Here is a 15,856-nt window from a genome sequence, read left to right on the forward strand (position 1 = left end):
TTCTACACCGCTGCGACCTCGAATCACCTAGTCATGCCGATCCGATGAGCCTGACGATGCGCTCAATAAGCCTGTGGGCACTGTGCTGTTTCAGCACCGTTTCGTTCGCCGCCGACGTGCCGGGCAGTCAGGATTTGCCGATCGTGCCGCGTCTGGCCGACGCGCAGATCGTCGACTATCGCCCGCCAGTCGAGCTTGAGCGGATCTACCCGCTGGGCTCGATCCGCAAGATCAGCGGCCAGTTGCGCTTCGACGGCCAGGTCACGGCACGCGGCCAGACCACGGCGGTCACCTACGAGTTGCCGCCCGAACATTCCGCCACTGAAGCCTTCACCGAGGCGCGCAAGGCCCTGCAGAAACAGGACGCCGAGTTGCTGTTCTGGTGCCAGGCGCGTGACTGCGGTGAAAGCAGCCTGTGGGCCAACGAGGTATTCGGCAACGCCAAACTGTATGGCGCCGACGAGCAGCAGGCGTATCTGCTGTTGCGCCTGGCCGCACCGCGGGACAACACACTGGTGGCGCTGTACAGCATCACTCGCGGCAATCGCAAAGCCTATCTGCATGTCGAGCAGTTCGAGGCGCTGGCGCCATTAGGTGAGTTGCTGCCGACCTCGGCGACCCTGCTGCGCCAACTCAAAAGCACCGGCGAGCTGGATTTTCCCGACCGCGTCGATGCCCCGGATGACACCTGGCTACGGCTGATCTCCCGTGGCCTCAATCTCGACACCACGTTGCGCGTAACGCTGTCCGGGCCCAAGGCTGAGGCGTGGCGTCAGGCGCTGATCAGTCAGGGAGTGCGAGCGGCGCGCATGGAAACCGGCACTGTCGAAGGTAAAGGTCTGCGCATCGACCTGTTGCGATAAGCTACCGGGCGAACATGCACGGCGTGCTCGCCTACTCTTTGCCTGACTGAATTTTTCGAGATCTCACATGCTCAATAACGATCGCCTGCTGGTGCAGATCCTTCTGCTGGTGCTGTTTGGCGCCAGCCTGTGGGTGATGGCGCCGTTCTGGTCGGCGCTGTTCTGGGGCGCGGTGCTGGCGTTCGCCAGCTGGCCGCTGATGCGCCTGCTGACGCGCTGGCTCAATGGTCGTGAGTCGCTGGCCGCGGCCATTCTGACCCTGGGCTGGATGCTGCTGGTGGCGGCGCCGTTGGTCTGGCTGGGCTTCAACCTTGCCGATCATGTGCGCGATGCCACGGCATTCATCAAGGATGTACAGGTCGATGGGCTGCCGGAGGCGCCGGACTGGCTCGGTACCGTGCCGTTTGTGGGAGAGCGGTTGGTAGGGTTGTGGAACAGCATCGATCAGCAGGGCGCGGCGCTGATGGCGTCGATCAAGCCTTATCTGGGCCAGGTCGGTAACTGGCTGCTGGCGCGCAGTGCGCAGATTGGCGGCGGTATTCTCGAGCTGACGTTGAGTATTGTCTTCGTGTTCTTTTTCTACCGTGACGGGCCGCGATTGGCGGCGTTCGTGCACAGTCTGCTGGAGCGCTTGATCGGTGAGCGTGCCGGTTATTACATCGAGCTGGTGGCGGGCACGGTGCAGCGGGTGGTCAACGGGGTGATTGGCACGGCGGCGGCGCAGGCAGTTCTGGCGTTGATCGGATTTCTGATTGCCGGGGTACCGGGCGCGCTGGTGCTGGGGATCGTGACTTTTCTGCTCAGTCTGATTCCGATGGGGCCACCGCTGGTGTGGGTGCCGGCCACGGCCTGGCTGGCCTGGAAGGGTGAGTACGGGATGGCGGTGTTTCTGGGGATCTGGGGGACATTCATCATCAGTGGCGTGGACAACGTGCTCAAGCCGTATCTGATCAGTCGCGGCGGGAATTTACCGCTGGTGATTGTGTTACTTGGGGTGTTTGGCGGGTTGATTGCGTTTGGGTTTATCGGGTTGTTTATCGGGCCTACGTTGTTGGCGGTGGCTTATAGTTTATTGACGGACTGGAGCAAGAGTCAGGGGCGGGTTGAGGAGCGGCGGTAGGTGGTTTTTTCGTTTGGCCTTGGCGGCCTCTGGGCCGACCAGGCTCTTGGGGTTTTGGGGGCATATCCGTTGCTTTGGGTGTTGCGGCTGGCGGTTTCGCCCTTACGGCGAGGCACTTTTTCCAGACGCCGAAAAAGTACCCAAAAAGGCTTTGCTCCTGCGTTCGGCCCTCGCAGGCTCGGGTCCCTTCGCTGCGGGATCGATCCGGGCGCAGCGGCTACGGTTTGCTTCGCTGCACCTCCTTCCGCTGTGTCTGGCTGCGCCAGACGGTCGCTGCGCTCCCACGCCCGGATCAATCCCTCCGCTCAGCCTTCCGATGTCGCTGGTTAGGCAAGATCAAAAGCACTCGAGCTGGCGCTCATTGTAATGAGTGGTTAGGAGCGGGTGGTTGGCTTTGGGTTTGTGGTGTGGCGGCCCCTCATCGGAACGCCGCCCGCCCAGCCGTCTCCCCTAGGAGAGGGAGCCGATCTGCTTTGGCTTTGAAAATTGCGTACGACTCGGTATCCCAGGTCGGCGTATTCCTCGCATCCACCACGGTCAGTCCCCTCTCCCTCTGGGAGAGGGCTAGGGTGAGGGGCTTTTCATTGGCTGACCGCAACAGCCGGCTCAACTTAAGTCGTCACATCCCGCTACGTGCCCACCGACGCGTTTTTCTCTTGCAGGGACCGTGATGCTTATCAGGTCCGCGGCAGGCGAATCACGGCGGTCAGGCCTCCCCCCGCGGTTTCTTGCAGATTCAACTGTCCACCCAAACGCTGTGCCGCTTCGCGAGCAATGGTCATGCCCAGGCCGACACCGCCGGAGTTGCGGTTGCGTGAGCCTTCCAGTCGGTAAAAGGGTTCGAAAACCGCTTCACGCTGGTCTTCAGCGATCCCTGGGCCGTGGTCGATTACGCGAATAAGCAGTTGTTCGCGTTGATCGTGCAGTTCGATGCGCGCTTGTCCGGCGTAACGCAGGGCGTTGTCGAGCAGGTTGTTAAGGCATGAACGCAGTGCCATTGGCTGTACCGGCAGCGGGGCGCAATGGCCGCTGACCTGTACGTCGGCGCCCTGATCCTGGGCGTTTTCGCACAGTGATTCGACCAGCGCTTGCACGTCCATCAATTGCACGGCTTCGCTGGTGCGCTGTTCGTGCAGGTAGGTGAGGGTGGCGTCGAGCATGCCGATCATGTCATCCAGATCCTGACGCATCTGGCCCTGAAGCTTTTCGTCGCTGAGGTTTTCCAGGCGCAGTTTCAGTCGTGACAGTGGTGTGCGCAAATCGTGGGACACGGCGCCAAGCATGCGGGCGCGTTGCTGGACCTGTTCGCGGATACGCCGTTGCATCAGGTTGAAAGTGGATGCTGCTTGTCGCGCTTCGCGCGGGCCGGATTCGTCGAGGGGCGGGCTGTCGAGGTCCTCGCTGAGGCGTTCGGCGGCATCGCTCAGGCGCTGGATCGGGCGGCTGAGCAGTTTGGCGCCGTACCATGCCGCGATCATCAAGGTGATGAACTGAAAGGTCAGCGGCACCACCGGGCCACCGAACCATGGACGCGGTGGGCGGTGCGGGTAACGCGGGTCGGGCGGCGGCTGTTGTCCCTCGGCACCTTGGGAAAACTCCGGCGGTGGTGGTGGAGGCGGGGGCGGGCCGTACAGGCGGAACCAGGTGAACGCCAGCAGGTGCGCGAGGACGATCGCCACGAACAGCACGCCAAACAGGCGTCCGAACAGCGTGTCGAAGCGCGCCCGCATCAGCCGATGTCCCGTGCGTCGAACAGATATCCCTCACCGCGCACGGTTTTGATCAGATGTGGCGCTTTCGGGTCGTCGCCGAGTTTTTGCCGCAGGCGCGACACCAGCAAATCGATACTGCGGTCGAACGCTTCGATCGAGCGACCGCGGGCAGCGTCGAGCAATTGCTCGCGGCTGAGCACCCGGCGCGGCCGTTCGATAAATACCCAGAGCAGGCGGAACTCGGCGTTGGACAGCGGCACCACCAGGCCATTGTCGGCAATCAACTGGCGCATGACGCTGTTCAGGCGCCAGTTATCGAAACGGATATTGGCTCGCTGTTCGCTGCGGTCGTCGCGCACGCGGCGCAGAATCGTCTGGATGCGTGCCACCAGTTCGCGCGGCTCGAACGGCTTGGCCATGTAGTCGTCGGCGCCGAGTTCGAGGCCGATGATGCGGTCGGTGGGTTCGCAGCGAGCGGTGAGCATCAGGATCGGGATGTCCGATTCGGCGCGTAGCCAGCGGCACAGCGACAAACCGTCTTCACCCGGCAGCATGAGATCCAGCACCACGACGTCGAAATGTTCGGCCTGCATCGCCTGGCGCATGGTTGCACCATCGGTGACACCGCTGGCGTGGATGTTGAAGCGGGCGAGGTAATCGATCATCAGCTCGCGGATCGGCACGTCGTCGTCAACGATCAGAGCACGAATGCTCCAGCGCTTGTCGTCTTTAGGCTCATCCGTCAGGGGCGTTTGGGTGTTGTGCATGGGGCTGTTCGTCTGCCAGTGGGCCGCCAACCACGAAAGATGGGCTGCGAGGTGATGGTTTTCAGCATAGGCGTCCGGCCGTGAGGCGGGAAGTGCTGTTGTAAGGACGTGTTGCGGCTGCGAGGCTAATGCGGGTGCATGTTGGCGGCATGTCGGCTGTGTATCGAAGTCGACACAATAGCAGCGAGGGCTATGCTGTTCAGCGTCGGCGCGACGATTTACCGATCATCGGGTGCCGCGCTGCCGCCGGTTCCGCTACAATGCGCGCCGATTTCGACCTGCCTGAGAGCCCATTCATGTCCGCCTGCCAGACTCCTATCATCGTCGCCCTGGATTTCCCCACCCGTGACGCCGCACTGAAGCTGGCCGACCAGTTGGACCCGAAGCTGTGCCGGGTCAAAGTGGGCAAGGAACTGTTCACCAGTTGCGCCGCGGAAATCGTCGGCACCCTGCGTGACAAGGGTTTCGAAGTGTTTCTCGACCTGAAATTCCATGACATTCCCAACACCACCGCGATGGCCGTGAAAGCCGCTGCAGAGATGGGCGTGTGGATGGTCAACGTGCATTGCTCCGGTGGCCTGCGCATGATGGCCGCCTGCCGTGAAGAACTGGACAAGCGCAGCGGCCCGCAGCCATTGCTGATCGGCGTGACCGTGCTGACCAGCATGGAGCGCGAGGATCTGGCCGGCATCGGTCTGGACATCGAGCCGCAGGAACAGGTGCTGCGTCTGGCGGCACTGGCCGAGAAAGCCGGAATGGACGGTCTGGTCTGTTCGGCGCTGGAAGCCACCGCGCTCAAAACCGCACACCCGTCGTTGCAACTGGTGACCCCGGGGATCCGTCCGGCCGGTAGCGCGCAGGACGATCAGCGGCGCATTCTGACCCCGCGTCAGGCGCTGGATGCCGGTTCCGACTATTTGGTGATTGGCCGTCCGATCAGCCAGGCGGCCGATCCGGCGCAGGCGCTGGCTTCGGTTGTCGCCGAGATCGCCTGAACCCCACGTATCCCCTTGTAGGAGTGAGCCTGCTCGCGATAGCGGTGTGTCAGTCACAATAAACGTAACTGTCAGACCGCTATCGCGAGCAGGCTCACTCCTACAATTGTTTTTGGGGTGGCTTTAGACTTTCAACACCAACTTGCCGAAATTCCCGCCGTTGAACAATTTCATCAAGGTCTCCGGGAAGGTCTCCAGGCCTTCGACGATATCTTCCTTGCTTTTGAGTTCTCCCTTGGCCATCCACCCGGCCATTTCCTGCGCGGCGCTGGCGTATTGCGCGGCGTAGTCCATCACCACAAAGCCTTCCATCCGCGCGCGATTGACCAGCAGCGACAGATAATTGGCCGGGCCTTTAACTGCTTCTTTGTTGTTGTACTGGCTGATCGCGCCGCAGATCACCACGCGCGCTTTCATGTTCAAGCGGCTCAGCACCGCGTCGAGGATGTCACCGCCGACATTGTCGAAATACACGTCGACGCCCTTCGGGCATTCGCGCTTGAGCCCGGCGATGACGTCTTCGCTCTTGTAATCGATGGCCCCGTCAAAGCCCAGCTCATCAATGAGGAATTTGCACTTGTCGGCGCCACCGGCAATGCCAACCACGCGGCAACCCTTGAGCTTGGCAATCTGTCCGGCAACGCTGCCCACCGCGCCGGCCGCACCGGACAACACAACGGTGTCGCCAGCCTTTGGCGCGCCGACATCGAGCAGGGCGAAGTAGGCGGTCATGCCAGTCATGCCCAGCGCGGACAGATACACCGGCAGCGGAGCCAGTTTCGGATCGACCTTGTAGAAACCTCTGGGCTCGCCGAGGAAATAATCCTGCACGCCGATGGCGCCGTTGACGTAATCACCGGCGGCAAAGCCCGGATTGTTCGAAGCAATGACTTTTCCCACGCCCAGCGCGCGCATGACTTCACCGATACCGACCGGCGGGATGTAGGACTTGCCCTCGTTCATCCAGCCGCGCATGGCCGGGTCCAGGGACAGGTATTCGTTCTTCACCAGAATCTGCCCCTCAGCCGGTTCGCCGACCGGCACTTCCTGATAGGTAAAGGTCTCGCGGCTGGCCGCACCCACCGGGCGTTTGGCGAGCAGGAACTGGCGATTGGTCTGGTTGGTCATGACAGGCACTCGAACGGAATGAAGCCTTGTTGATAGACCCTCGGCGGCGATGGCGCAAGGTTGGCTGACGCGGCGAATGCACTTCGATCCAGTACGGTGATAATTCGTGCCATGGGTTAATCACTACGGTTCATGGGGGCATAACCGCTGTGTGGATAGTGCTGACGTGCGACCGGGCGCGATGGCTATGCTGCGGTCCAACCATCCAGCATTCCAAGCGTTCGAGGACACCCGCATGAGCATGACGTTTTCCGGTCAAGTCGTTGTCGTTACCGGAGCGGCCAACGGCATCGGCCGCGCGACCGCTCAGGCGTTTGCCGCCGAAGGATTGAAAGTAGTGGTCGCCGACTTCGATGCGGCAGGCGGCGAGGGCACGGTGGCGCTGATTCGTACCGCCGGTGGCGAAGCGTCCTTCGTGCGTTGCGACGTCACCGTCGAGAGCGACGTGAAAAATCTGATGGACGAAGTCATCAATACCTACGGCCGTCTCGATTACGCCTTCAACAACGCCGGCATCGAGATCGAGAAGGGCAAACTGGCTGACGGTTCGATGGATGAGTTCGATGCGATCATGGGGGTCAACGTCAAAGGCGTCTGGCTGTGCATGAAGTATCAGTTGCCGTTGCTGCTGGCGCAGGGCGGCGGGGCGATCGTCAATACGGCGTCGGTGGCGGGGTTGGGGGCGGCGCCGAAGATGAGTATTTATGCGGCCTCCAAGCATGCGGTGATCGGGCTGACCAAGTCAGCGGCGATCGAATATGCGAAGAAGAAAATCCGCGTCAACGCGGTGTGTCCGGCGGTGATCGATACCGATATGTTCCGTCGTGCTTATGAGGCGGATCCGAAGAAGGGCGAGTTTGCCAATGCCATGCATCCGGTGGGGCGCATTGGTACGGTCGGGGAGATTGCCAGCGCGGTGTTGTATCTGTGCAGTGATGGGGCGGCGTTTACTACGGGGCATTCGTTGGCAGTGGATGGGGGGGTTACGGCGTTCTGATTTTTTTGTGGGCGTGGCGGCCTATGGGCCGGCCGTGCTCTTTGGGTTTTGGGTGAATATCCGTTGCTTCGGGGGGGGGCGGCTGGCGGTTTCGCCCTTACGGCGAGTCCCTTTTTCAGACGCCGGAGTGCCGGCCCAGCAAAAAGGAACCAAAAGGCTTTGCTCCTGCGTCCGGCCCTCGCAAGCTCGGGTCCCTTCGCTGCGGGATCGATCCGGGCGCAGCGGCTACGGTTTGCTTCGCTGCACCTACTTCCGCTGTGTACGACTTCGTCGTACGGTCGCTGCGCTCCCACGCCCGGATCAATCCCTCCACTCAGCCTTCCGATGTCGCTGGTTAGGCAAGATCAAGATCAAAGGCACTCGAGCTAACGCTCATTGTTGAGTGGTTAGAAGCGGGTGGTTGGCTTGGGGTTTGTGTTGGATTCACCCCTCACCCCAGTCCTCTCCCGAGGGAGAGAGGGCCGATTTGTGGGCCATTCAAAGCTTGCGTTCGACTCGGTATCGCAGGTTGGCGTTATCTCTCACATCCCCCACGGTCAGTCCCCTCTCCCTCCGGGAGAGGGCTAGGGTGAGGGCGCTTTTGATTTTGGCTTTTCGTTGATGCCGCTCAATTCCGTGTATCCCTTTAAACAATGTGTATCAAGCCGTTAGATCGGTCGCTTTTGGCGGCGTTGTCGCACAGGCTGTGCGGCGTGGCTGTGATTTACTGCGGTCAGCAAAACGGACAGGAGTTTGCTTGCTCATGGAATTGAGAATTGATCGACAGGCAATGGTGCCGGTCGTGCAGCAGATTGTTGATGGGCTGACGGATTGGATTCTGCAAAGTGGTGTGCCACCCGCCACTCGTTTGCCCTCTGCCCGGCAGATTGCCCGGGGCAATCTGCTGAGTCATTCGTGTGTTGTCGAGGCATGTGAGCGGTTGGTGTCGCAGGGTGTTCTGAGCACATCCCAGGGGACCGGGTTCGTGGTTGCTGCTTCGCCGTTGATGCGTGGTGTCGATACTGATCCTGACTTGTTTGGCGGGCGCTATGGCGGGTGCGATTCGGTTTGCGATGTCGGCGGTGGCTTGAAGTTGGGTTGCGGTGGTTTGCCACAGAGCTGGCGTGAGCCGGACGATCTCGGTTACGCGCTGCGTGAGGTGGCGCGTACGGACATGGCCAGTCTGTTCAATTACAGCACGCCGCTGGGGCTGCCGGCGTTGCGTGAGCAGATTGTCAGGCGCTTGAAGCGGCTGGATATCGACGCCGGCAGTGCGCAGTTGTTGAGTACCGGCGGCGCCAGTCATGCGCTGGATCTGATCGTGCGCACGTTATTCAAGGCCGGTGACTGTGTGGTGGTTGAGACGCCGGGGTATGCGCCTTTATTTGATCTGCTGCGCCTGCATGGCGTGCGCATGCTGGAGGTGCGTCGTACGCCGCACGGGCCGGATGTCGATGCGCTGGAAGCTTTGCTGCAGCACTTCCGGCCGGCGGCGATGTTCATCAACAGTCATCACCACAATCCTACCGGCAGTTGCCTGTCGCCGGGCGTGGCGCAACGTATTCTGCAACTGAGCAGGATTCATGATCTGCGCTTGATCGAGGACGATGTCTACGCGGACCTGCACACCGGTCACGGTACGCGCCTGGCTGCGCTGGACGATGATAATCGAGTGATTTATGTGGGCAGTTTTTCCAAAACGCTGAGCAGTTCCTTGCGGGTCGGGTTTGTCCTCGCAGACAGTGAGCTGGTCAGGCGCCTGGCCCAGGTCAAAATGGTCAGTGGACTTGGGGTATCGCGGTTTTCCGAGGCGGTGCTGGCAACGCTGTTGGCCAGTGGTGCTTACCGCAAGCTGGTACAGCGCCAGCGGCAGCGCTTGAACGCTGATCGCGCCGCGGCTTTGCAGGCGCTGGAAGACGCCGACTGGGAGGTGTTCGGCCGACCGGCGGGCGGGTTGTTCATCTGGACGCGTGCGCGGATGGCCGATCAGGGCTCGGTTCGCGGCCAGGCCCAGCGCTGTGGGGTGATGCTGGCGGATGCGGATGCGTTCAGTCCCAGTGGCGAAGCGGGAGACTGGCATCGCATCAACGTAGCGTATGCCTGCGACCCACGGGCTCGGCAGTTTTTCCGCAACACCCGTTCGGATCGACCTCCAGTGTTCTGAAAACGACGCGGCTGTAGCTTTTTGCCATTATTGCGGCGACAGAGACTTGTGCTGGTTGTTGGCCGTTGCGACTCTTCGCTTTACTGACAATGGCAGGGGACTCGCGCAATGATTTCGGCCATGCAAGGACGTTTCGCCAACCTCGGTATGGCGAAGAAACTGGGGATCGGGTTTGTGCTGGTGTTGCTTTTGACCGCACTGGTGGCGGCGATTGGCGTCTGGTCCCTGCAGACCATCAGCCTGCGCTTCGACGGCTTGAAACAGATGTCCTCGCTCAATAGCAGTCTGCTCAAGGTTCGCCTGCTCGAACAGGATTATGCCTTGCACGGCAACCCGAAGACGGCCGATGCCCTGCGCGAAGGCGTGGACGGTCTGCTTGCCCTGGCTAACGAGCTCAAGGCGCGCACGCCGGCTAATGTGCCAGTGATGAACGATGTCGAGCAGTCGCTGGGCGCCTATCGCAAGGCGTTCGATGAGTTCGTATCGCTGAGCCAGGCCAAGGACCTTGCGCTGGAAATGGCCAGTTGGTCTGTATCCAGCGTGGCCAACAACCTTGATGTGCTGCAGGCCGGGCTGGCCGACGACGGCGCGTATACCTTGAAGGACACCGAGGGCAAGGACGGTGCCCAGTTCATCGAACAGGCCAGTCAGGTCAGCCAGGTAGCGCGTCTGATGTTGCAGGCGATGAACGAGGCCCGGGTTCGTCTCGATCAAAGTCGCAAGGGCGACGCCGACAGCGCTGGCAAGGGCAACATTGAACAGGCGGCGCAAGCACAGACGCAGGCCGAAGAACTGAAAACCAAGGTCAAGGACGAGGGCTATCTCACCGTTCTCAACGAAGTGTCCGGGCATATCGCCGGTTTCAACGACAAGCTCGCTGAATACACTGGGTTGCTCGACCAGGAAAAAACCGTCTACGGGCAACTGCATCAGCGTGCTGATCAGGTGGTCGAGCGGGTGAATCAGGCCTACGTCGCCGAGGATGCCGCGATGCAGGCTGAGCTGAAGAAAAATTCGCTGCTGATCATTGGCTCTTCGGCCCTGGCGTTGCTGGTCGGTGTGCTTGCTGCATGGTTCATTACCCGGCTGATCGTCGCGCCGTTGCGCAGCGTGATTAAGGTGGCGCAGCAAATTGCTGCCGGCGACTTGACTGCCAGCGTGCAAGTGACCCGACGCGACGAGATCGGCCAGTTGATGCTCGCGATGCAGCAGATGGGCGCAGGGCTGAGCACGATCGTCAGTGGTTTGCAGGCGGGTATCGAACAACTCGCCAGTTCGGCGCAATCCTTGTCGGCGGTCACCGAGCAGACCAACCTCGAGGTAAGTAGCCAGAAGGAAGAGACCGAGCAGGTCGCCACGGCGATGAACCAGATGGCCGCCACGGTGCATGACGTGGCACGCAATGCCGAGGAAGCGGCACTGGCCGCGCAGACAGCCGATGACAAGGTCGAAAGTGGCCAGCAGGTGGTGCGCCAGAGCATGGCACGGATCGAGCAGTTGGCTGATTCGGCCACTTCGGCCAGTTCGAGTATCGAAAGTCTCAGTGCTGAGATTCAGAATATCGGCACGGTGCTGGAGGTGATCAAGAGCGTCGCCGAGCAGACCAATCTATTGGCATTGAATGCCGCGATCGAGGCGGCGCGGGCCGGGGAGCAGGGCAGGGGCTTCGCGGTGGTGGCCGATGAAGTGCGTGCATTGGCGCGGCGTACGCAGCAATCGACTGAGGAGATTGAGCGGCTGGTCAGTGCGTTGCGCTCGGCGGCGCAGTCGTCGGTGCAGCAGATTCAGAGCAGCGGCGAACTGGTGAAGCTGGCGGTCAGTGATGCGTTGCAGACCGAGAGTGCGCTGGGGAGTATTGCGGTGGCGGTGTCGTTGATTCAACAGATGAATCAGCAGATTGCTGCGGCGGCCGAGGAGCAGAGTTCGGTGGCAGAGGAGATCAACCGCAGTGTGACGAGTATTCGCGCGAGTGCCGATCAGTCCTCGATTGCGATGCGCGGGAATGCGGCTTCGAGTGTTGAGCTGGCGCAGTTGGGGGGGGAGTTGCGGTCCATGGTTGGGCATTTTCGGCTTTGATTGAGCCTTGGCGGCCTCTGGGCCGACCAGGCTTTGGGGTTGATGGGTGTGAATATCCGTTGCTTCGGGTGGGGTGGCTGGCGGTTTCGCCCTTACGGCGAGGCACTTTTTCCAGACGCCGAAAAAGTACCCAAAAAGGCTTGCTCCTGCGTTCGGCCCTCGCAGGCTCGGGTCCCTTCGCTGCGGGATCGATCCGGGCGCAGCGGCTACGGTTTGCTTCGCTGCACCTACTTCCGCTGTGTCTGGCTGCGCCAGACGGTCGCTGCGCTCCCACGCCCGGATCGATCCCTCCACTCAGCCTTCCGATGTCGCTGGTTAGGCAAGATCAAGATCAAGAGCACTCGAGCTTGCGCTCATTGTTGAGTGGTTAGAAGCGGGTGATTGGTTTGGGATTTGTGGTGGTTCGCCCCTCATCGGAACGCCGCCCGCCCAGCCCTCTCCCCCAGGAGAGGGAGCCGATTTTGGTTGGTTTCGAAACTTGCGTTCGACTCAGTATCCGAAGTCAGCGTATCTCTTGCATTCACTACGGTCAGTCCCCTCTCCCTCCGGGAGAGGGCTAGGGTGAGGGGCTTTTGCTCTTCTGTGTGAGCGAGCCCGCTCGCGAAAGCGGTCTCCTCTTCAGCGAAATTTTGTCAGGCTCTCTGCCGCGATCGCATAAAAAAAGCCACCTCTCGGTGGCTTCTCTTCAAATCACTGAAATCAGTCGTAAATGACTTTCTTCTTCCAGTCCGCATCAGCCTCGACGTCTTTGAGGCCGGCGGTCAGTTGGTTCTCTTCGCCTTCGACCGGTGCGATCTTGTCCATGACTTGAGCGTTGGCGCGGGCCAGGAGTTTTTCCAGGTATTGCAGTTGTTCGGCGTAGATCTGCGGGTCTTGCTGCTTGCGCAGGTATTGCACGCCGCGTTCGAAGGCGAGGCGGGCCTGGCCGGGCTGGTTTTGCTGTAAGGATTGTTGGCCGAGGTTGTTGAAGAATTCGATGTGCAGCAGGACGAGGATATGGCGCACTTCGCGAACCCAGTGTTTGGCTTCGTTCGGTGGCAGGAAGCCGTCATGGGCGGCGCGGGTGATCTGGCCGTGCAGGGCTTCGAGGAGAAAGCGTACGTCTTTGGCCTTGGCTTCGGTGATGATCGGTGCCGGTGGGTTGTTGACCGGGATCGATTCGCCTTGGGCCACCAGGGCGCTCAGTTCGGTGATGCGCGCTTTGGTGGTGGCGCTGGTTTTTTCCAGGTTCAGCAGGCGCTGGCAGACGTTCAGTTCCAGGCGGGTCAGCAGCAGCTTGAGTGCCGGGCTCATGAACTGGCCGGGGAAGGTCTCGGTCAATTCGCCGCAACGGCGCAGGCGGTCGTTGAGTTCGACCTTGGTGCGGATCTTCTCCAGTTTGTTGTTTTCCACCACATGGTTCATGTAGCCAATGGCGATCAGAATTGCGATCCCGGCTATGACAAGCAGGGTGATCATGAGTGGTGTCACCGGTAAGACCTCTTTATAGGGTTCGCATGAGTGTAGTGGCTGGGCATAGGGCCGCCTAGCGCCACTCGACGATTCGGTTCGGCAGTTCAATCTGTATCGGCCGCACATTGTTTATATGAATGCTGGCCCTTGATGTACAGATTGCCATCACTGTGCGGACTATAACGTCTTGGCGGGTGGCAGAATATAGGCGTCAAACATCGGACGACGGAAAAGCCCGCCTGCTGCCCTAAAGCAGGGCGAAGTCATTGATTTAAATAAATTTATATCTGGGGGTTGACGACCCCTCAATCCATCCATAGAATGCGCGCCACTTGCAGCGTAAAGCACACAGCGAAGTGCGGCAGGGAGTGAATGTTGTAGTGTGTCCCCTTCGTCTAGTGGCCTAGGACACCGCCCTTTCACGGCGGTAACAGGGGTTCGAGTCCCCTAGGGGACGCCAATGCGGGAATAGCTCAGTTGGTAGAGCACGACCTTGCCAAGGTCGGGGTCGCGAGTTCGAGTCTCGTTTCCCGCTCCAGTTTTAAACGGCAGTGCTTTCGGGCGGTGCTGAGTGAAACCAGAACCAAGTCTTTTGACGCGGATCTGGACACCGAAACACACACCATGTGTTCCGGGTAGCGTGTCCCCTTCGTCTAGTGGCCTAGGACACCGCCCTTTCACGGCGGTAACAGGGGTTCGAGTCCCCTAGGGGACGCCATTTGCGGGAATAGCTCAGTTGGTAGAGCACGACCTTGCCAAGGTCGGGGTCGCGAGTTCGAGTCTCGTTTCCCGCTCCAAATTCTAGAAACGCCGCTCAGTGAGCGGCGTTTTTATTAGTGAAAGTTGTAGCCTGTGTCCCCTTCGTCTAGTGGCCTAGGACACCGCCCTTTCACGGCGGTAACAGGGGTTCGAGTCCCCTAGGGGACGCCATTGCGGGAATAGCTCAGTTGGTAGAGCACGACCTTGCCAAGGTCGGGGTCGCGAGTTCGAGTCTCGTTTCCCGCTCCATATTCACAAAAACGCCGATCAGCAATGATCGGCGTTTTTGTTTGCGCGGCATTTGTACCTGCCGTTCATGTAAATCCTCAAAAAGGCCCGCTGAAGCAATTTCGGCGGGCCTTTGTGCGTTGTGTCCCTTTACCAGGACAACATCAATCGACCGGCGAACAGAATCAGTACCACGCCCATGGTGCGTTCGAACCAGTGCCCCATGCGCATGAACAGCAATCTGACCCGGTTGCTTGAGAAAAACAACGCAACCAGCACGAACCACGATGCGTTGACAAAGCACATCCACAATCCATAGAGCGCCTGAATTCGCAGCGGCGTGCTGGCACTGATGATCGTGGTGAAGATCGCCAGAAAAAACAACGTGGCTTTCGGATTGGTGGCGTTGGTCAGAAAGCCGGTGCTAAAGGCCTTGAACAAGGTCTGTTCGACCATCGGTTCGTCGCTGGGTTTTTCACCTTCGACGGCCGATTTCGGTTTGCTGCGCAGCAGGCTGATACCGAGATACAGGATGTAGGCACCGCCGATCACCTTGGCGACGGTCAGCAACCACGGCGTGGTGTGCATCAAGGCGCCGACACCGAGCAGGGTATAAAGCACATGCACGGAAATCCCCGCGCCGATGCCCAGCGCCGTGCAAATACCCACCAGCCTGCCGAAGCGCACACTTTGCCGAATGGTCACGGCAAAGTCCGGGCCGGGCGCTACCACGGCCAGAAAGTGGATGGTCGCCAGCGCGAGAAATTCGCCCAGATAATTCGAATACATTTCAGCTCCAGTAAGTCAGGGGTGATGCATTGCCGCGATAGCCGACAAAGAACGACAGGCTCAAGCGCGGATCAGCCACGCCCGGGGTCACCGAGTGCATGCGCCGCGAATTGAACATGATGAAATCGCCCGGTTGCGGTCGAACCTCCAGGGCAGGAGGGCCGAGCAGGGCGGGGTCGATGCCGTAACTGTCACCACGCATCTCGTCGAATTGGTCAGGGGTGATGTGGTCGTCCCACATCTGCAACGCACCGCCTTCGGTGGGCATGTTCAGGTAGACGTTGCAGGCGAACTGCGCTTCCAGACTGCGCGCCTGAAAACTGTCCGGGGCGTCCTTGGCGAAGATGTCGTGATGGGCAAGAAAGCACACGCCCGGCTTCACCACGCGCGACAAACCGACATACATTTTACGGCCGTAGAGGTTTTCCAGGTGCGCACCGGCCGGCCAGGATTCGTCGAGCATGCAGCGCAAGGTGTCGATCGGTGAGGAGTAGGGCGCGCAGCGATTGCGCAGCTCTGCGATATTGCTGGCCGCGCGCTCGAAGTAATCCTCGATCAGCAGCGGCTGATTCTCCGCCTCGTAAAATGCCATGCCGATGCGGCCGATGCTCGGCGCGTTGATGTAGCCTTCGAATCCTGGAGCGAGGATCTTGTTGCCAATCTCGATCGCCAGCGGCTCGGCCAGAAAGCTTTTGACGCGGATGGCGAGGACTTCTTCGTTGGCCAGTTTTTTTATGCACGTCTCATCGAGACGCTCGACGTCTAGCATCATGTCTTAGGTCCATCTATCGATAGTCAACGGAACCGGCGAATGCGGTCCCCCGGCG

General features: G+C 60.4%; 12 protein-coding genes, 6 tRNA genes and 1 pseudogene. 13 read left to right on the top strand and 6 right to left on the bottom strand.

What is annotated here, in order from left to right; all coding sequences use genetic code 11:
• The first annotated feature begins 56 nt into the window (after positions 1-56).
• Positions 57-863, top strand: a complete 807-nt coding sequence (locus tag J3P75_RS07860) for a DUF4892 domain-containing protein (RefSeq protein ID WP_434596305.1) — start codon at positions 57-59, stop codon at positions 861-863.
• A gap of 67 nt (positions 864-930) precedes the next feature.
• On the top strand, positions 931-1,983 hold the full coding sequence (locus J3P75_RS07865; protein WP_434709847.1) for an AI-2E family transporter: 1,053 nt from the start codon (positions 931-933) through the stop codon (positions 1,981-1,983).
• A gap of 677 nt (positions 1,984-2,660) precedes the next feature.
• Here J3P75_RS07865 and J3P75_RS07870 read toward each other — a convergent pair.
• Positions 2,661-3,713, bottom strand: a complete 1,053-nt coding sequence (locus J3P75_RS07870) for an ATP-binding protein (RefSeq protein WP_434709848.1) — start codon at positions 3,711-3,713, stop codon at positions 2,661-2,663.
• A complete protein-coding gene (locus tag J3P75_RS07875; RefSeq protein WP_434709849.1) occupies positions 3,713-4,462 on the bottom strand; it encodes a response regulator in 750 nt (249 codons plus the stop codon). Before J3P75_RS07875 ends, J3P75_RS07870 begins: the two co-directional genes overlap by 1 nt.
• 296 nt (positions 4,463-4,758) lie before the next feature.
• Here J3P75_RS07875 and pyrF point away from each other — a divergent pair, with 296 nt between their 5' ends.
• Positions 4,759-5,457, top strand: coding sequence for an orotidine-5'-phosphate decarboxylase (pyrF, locus tag J3P75_RS07880; protein WP_175553485.1), 699 nt, complete (start codon positions 4,759-4,761; stop codon positions 5,455-5,457).
• Positions 5,458-5,580: 123 nt separating this feature from the next.
• Here pyrF and J3P75_RS07885 read toward each other — a convergent pair whose 3' ends face one another.
• On the bottom strand, positions 5,581-6,585 hold the full coding sequence (locus J3P75_RS07885) for an NADP-dependent oxidoreductase (protein WP_434709850.1): 1,005 nt from the start codon (positions 6,583-6,585) through the stop codon (positions 5,581-5,583).
• A 235-nt stretch (positions 6,586-6,820) separates the two neighbouring features.
• On the opposite strand from J3P75_RS07885, the gene J3P75_RS07890 reads away from it, so the two are divergent.
• The 4 genes and pseudogenes from J3P75_RS07890 (at position 6,821) to J3P75_RS07905 (ending at position 11,801) form a co-directional block, all read left to right on the top strand.
• Positions 6,821-7,582, top strand: a complete 762-nt coding sequence (locus J3P75_RS07890; protein ID WP_093099361.1) for an SDR family oxidoreductase — start codon at positions 6,821-6,823, stop codon at positions 7,580-7,582.
• Between the two features lie 742 nt (positions 7,583-8,324).
• On the top strand, positions 8,325-9,725 hold the full coding sequence (locus tag J3P75_RS07895) for a PLP-dependent aminotransferase family protein (protein WP_434709851.1): 1,401 nt from the start codon (positions 8,325-8,327) through the stop codon (positions 9,723-9,725).
• Between the two features lie 990 nt (positions 9,726-10,715).
• Positions 10,716-10,892: pseudogene (locus J3P75_RS07900) on the top strand (HAMP domain-containing protein); the annotation flags it as partial.
• 204 nt (positions 10,893-11,096) lie between these two features.
• The gene (locus J3P75_RS07905) at positions 11,097-11,801 is read left to right on the top strand and encodes a methyl-accepting chemotaxis protein (protein ID WP_434711242.1); all 705 of its coding nucleotides are present in this window, start codon (positions 11,097-11,099) and stop codon (positions 11,799-11,801) included.
• Between the two features lie 699 nt (positions 11,802-12,500).
• On the opposite strand, the gene J3P75_RS07910 is transcribed toward J3P75_RS07905, so the two are convergent.
• Positions 12,501-13,259, bottom strand: coding sequence for a hypothetical protein (locus tag J3P75_RS07910; protein ID WP_434709852.1), 759 nt, complete (start codon positions 13,257-13,259; stop codon positions 12,501-12,503).
• 378 nt (positions 13,260-13,637) lie between these two features.
• On the opposite strand from J3P75_RS07910, the gene J3P75_RS07915 reads away from it, so the two are divergent.
• The 6 genes from J3P75_RS07915 to J3P75_RS07940 all read left to right on the top strand — a co-directional run bounded on the left by J3P75_RS07915 (position 13,638) and on the right by J3P75_RS07940 (position 14,261).
• Positions 13,638-13,713: transfer RNA gene (locus tag J3P75_RS07915), tRNA-Glu, on the top strand.
• Positions 13,714-13,715: 2 nt separating this feature from the next.
• Positions 13,716-13,791, top strand: a tRNA-Gly gene (locus J3P75_RS07920).
• A 104-nt stretch (positions 13,792-13,895) separates the two neighbouring features.
• Positions 13,896-13,971, top strand: a tRNA-Glu gene (locus J3P75_RS07925).
• Positions 13,972-13,974: 3 nt separating this feature from the next.
• A tRNA-Gly gene (locus tag J3P75_RS07930) sits at positions 13,975-14,050 on the top strand.
• Positions 14,051-14,107: 57 nt separating this feature from the next.
• Positions 14,108-14,183: transfer RNA gene (locus J3P75_RS07935), tRNA-Glu, on the top strand.
• Positions 14,184-14,185: 2 nt separating this feature from the next.
• Positions 14,186-14,261: transfer RNA gene (locus J3P75_RS07940), tRNA-Gly, on the top strand.
• Positions 14,262-14,390: 129 nt separating this feature from the next.
• On the opposite strand, the gene J3P75_RS07945 is transcribed toward J3P75_RS07940, so the two are convergent.
• Together J3P75_RS07945 and J3P75_RS07950 are read right to left on the bottom strand one after the other, a co-directional pair.
• Positions 14,391-15,029: a LysE family translocator gene (locus J3P75_RS07945; protein ID WP_434709853.1), complete on the bottom strand. Its 639-nt coding sequence runs from the start codon at positions 15,027-15,029 to the stop codon at positions 14,391-14,393.
• A 1-nt stretch (position 15,030) separates the two neighbouring features.
• Positions 15,031-15,801 carry a 2OG-Fe(II) oxygenase gene (locus J3P75_RS07950; RefSeq protein ID WP_434709854.1) on the bottom strand — a complete coding sequence of 257 codons (771 nt, stop codon included), beginning with the start codon at positions 15,799-15,801 and terminating at the stop codon, positions 15,031-15,033.
• Positions 15,802-15,856: the final 55 nt, after the last annotated feature.

Origin of the sequence: Pseudomonas sp. R1-1, assembly GCF_051132135.1 — a bacterium.
Lineage (GTDB): Bacteria > Pseudomonadota > Gammaproteobacteria > Pseudomonadales > Pseudomonadaceae > Aquipseudomonas.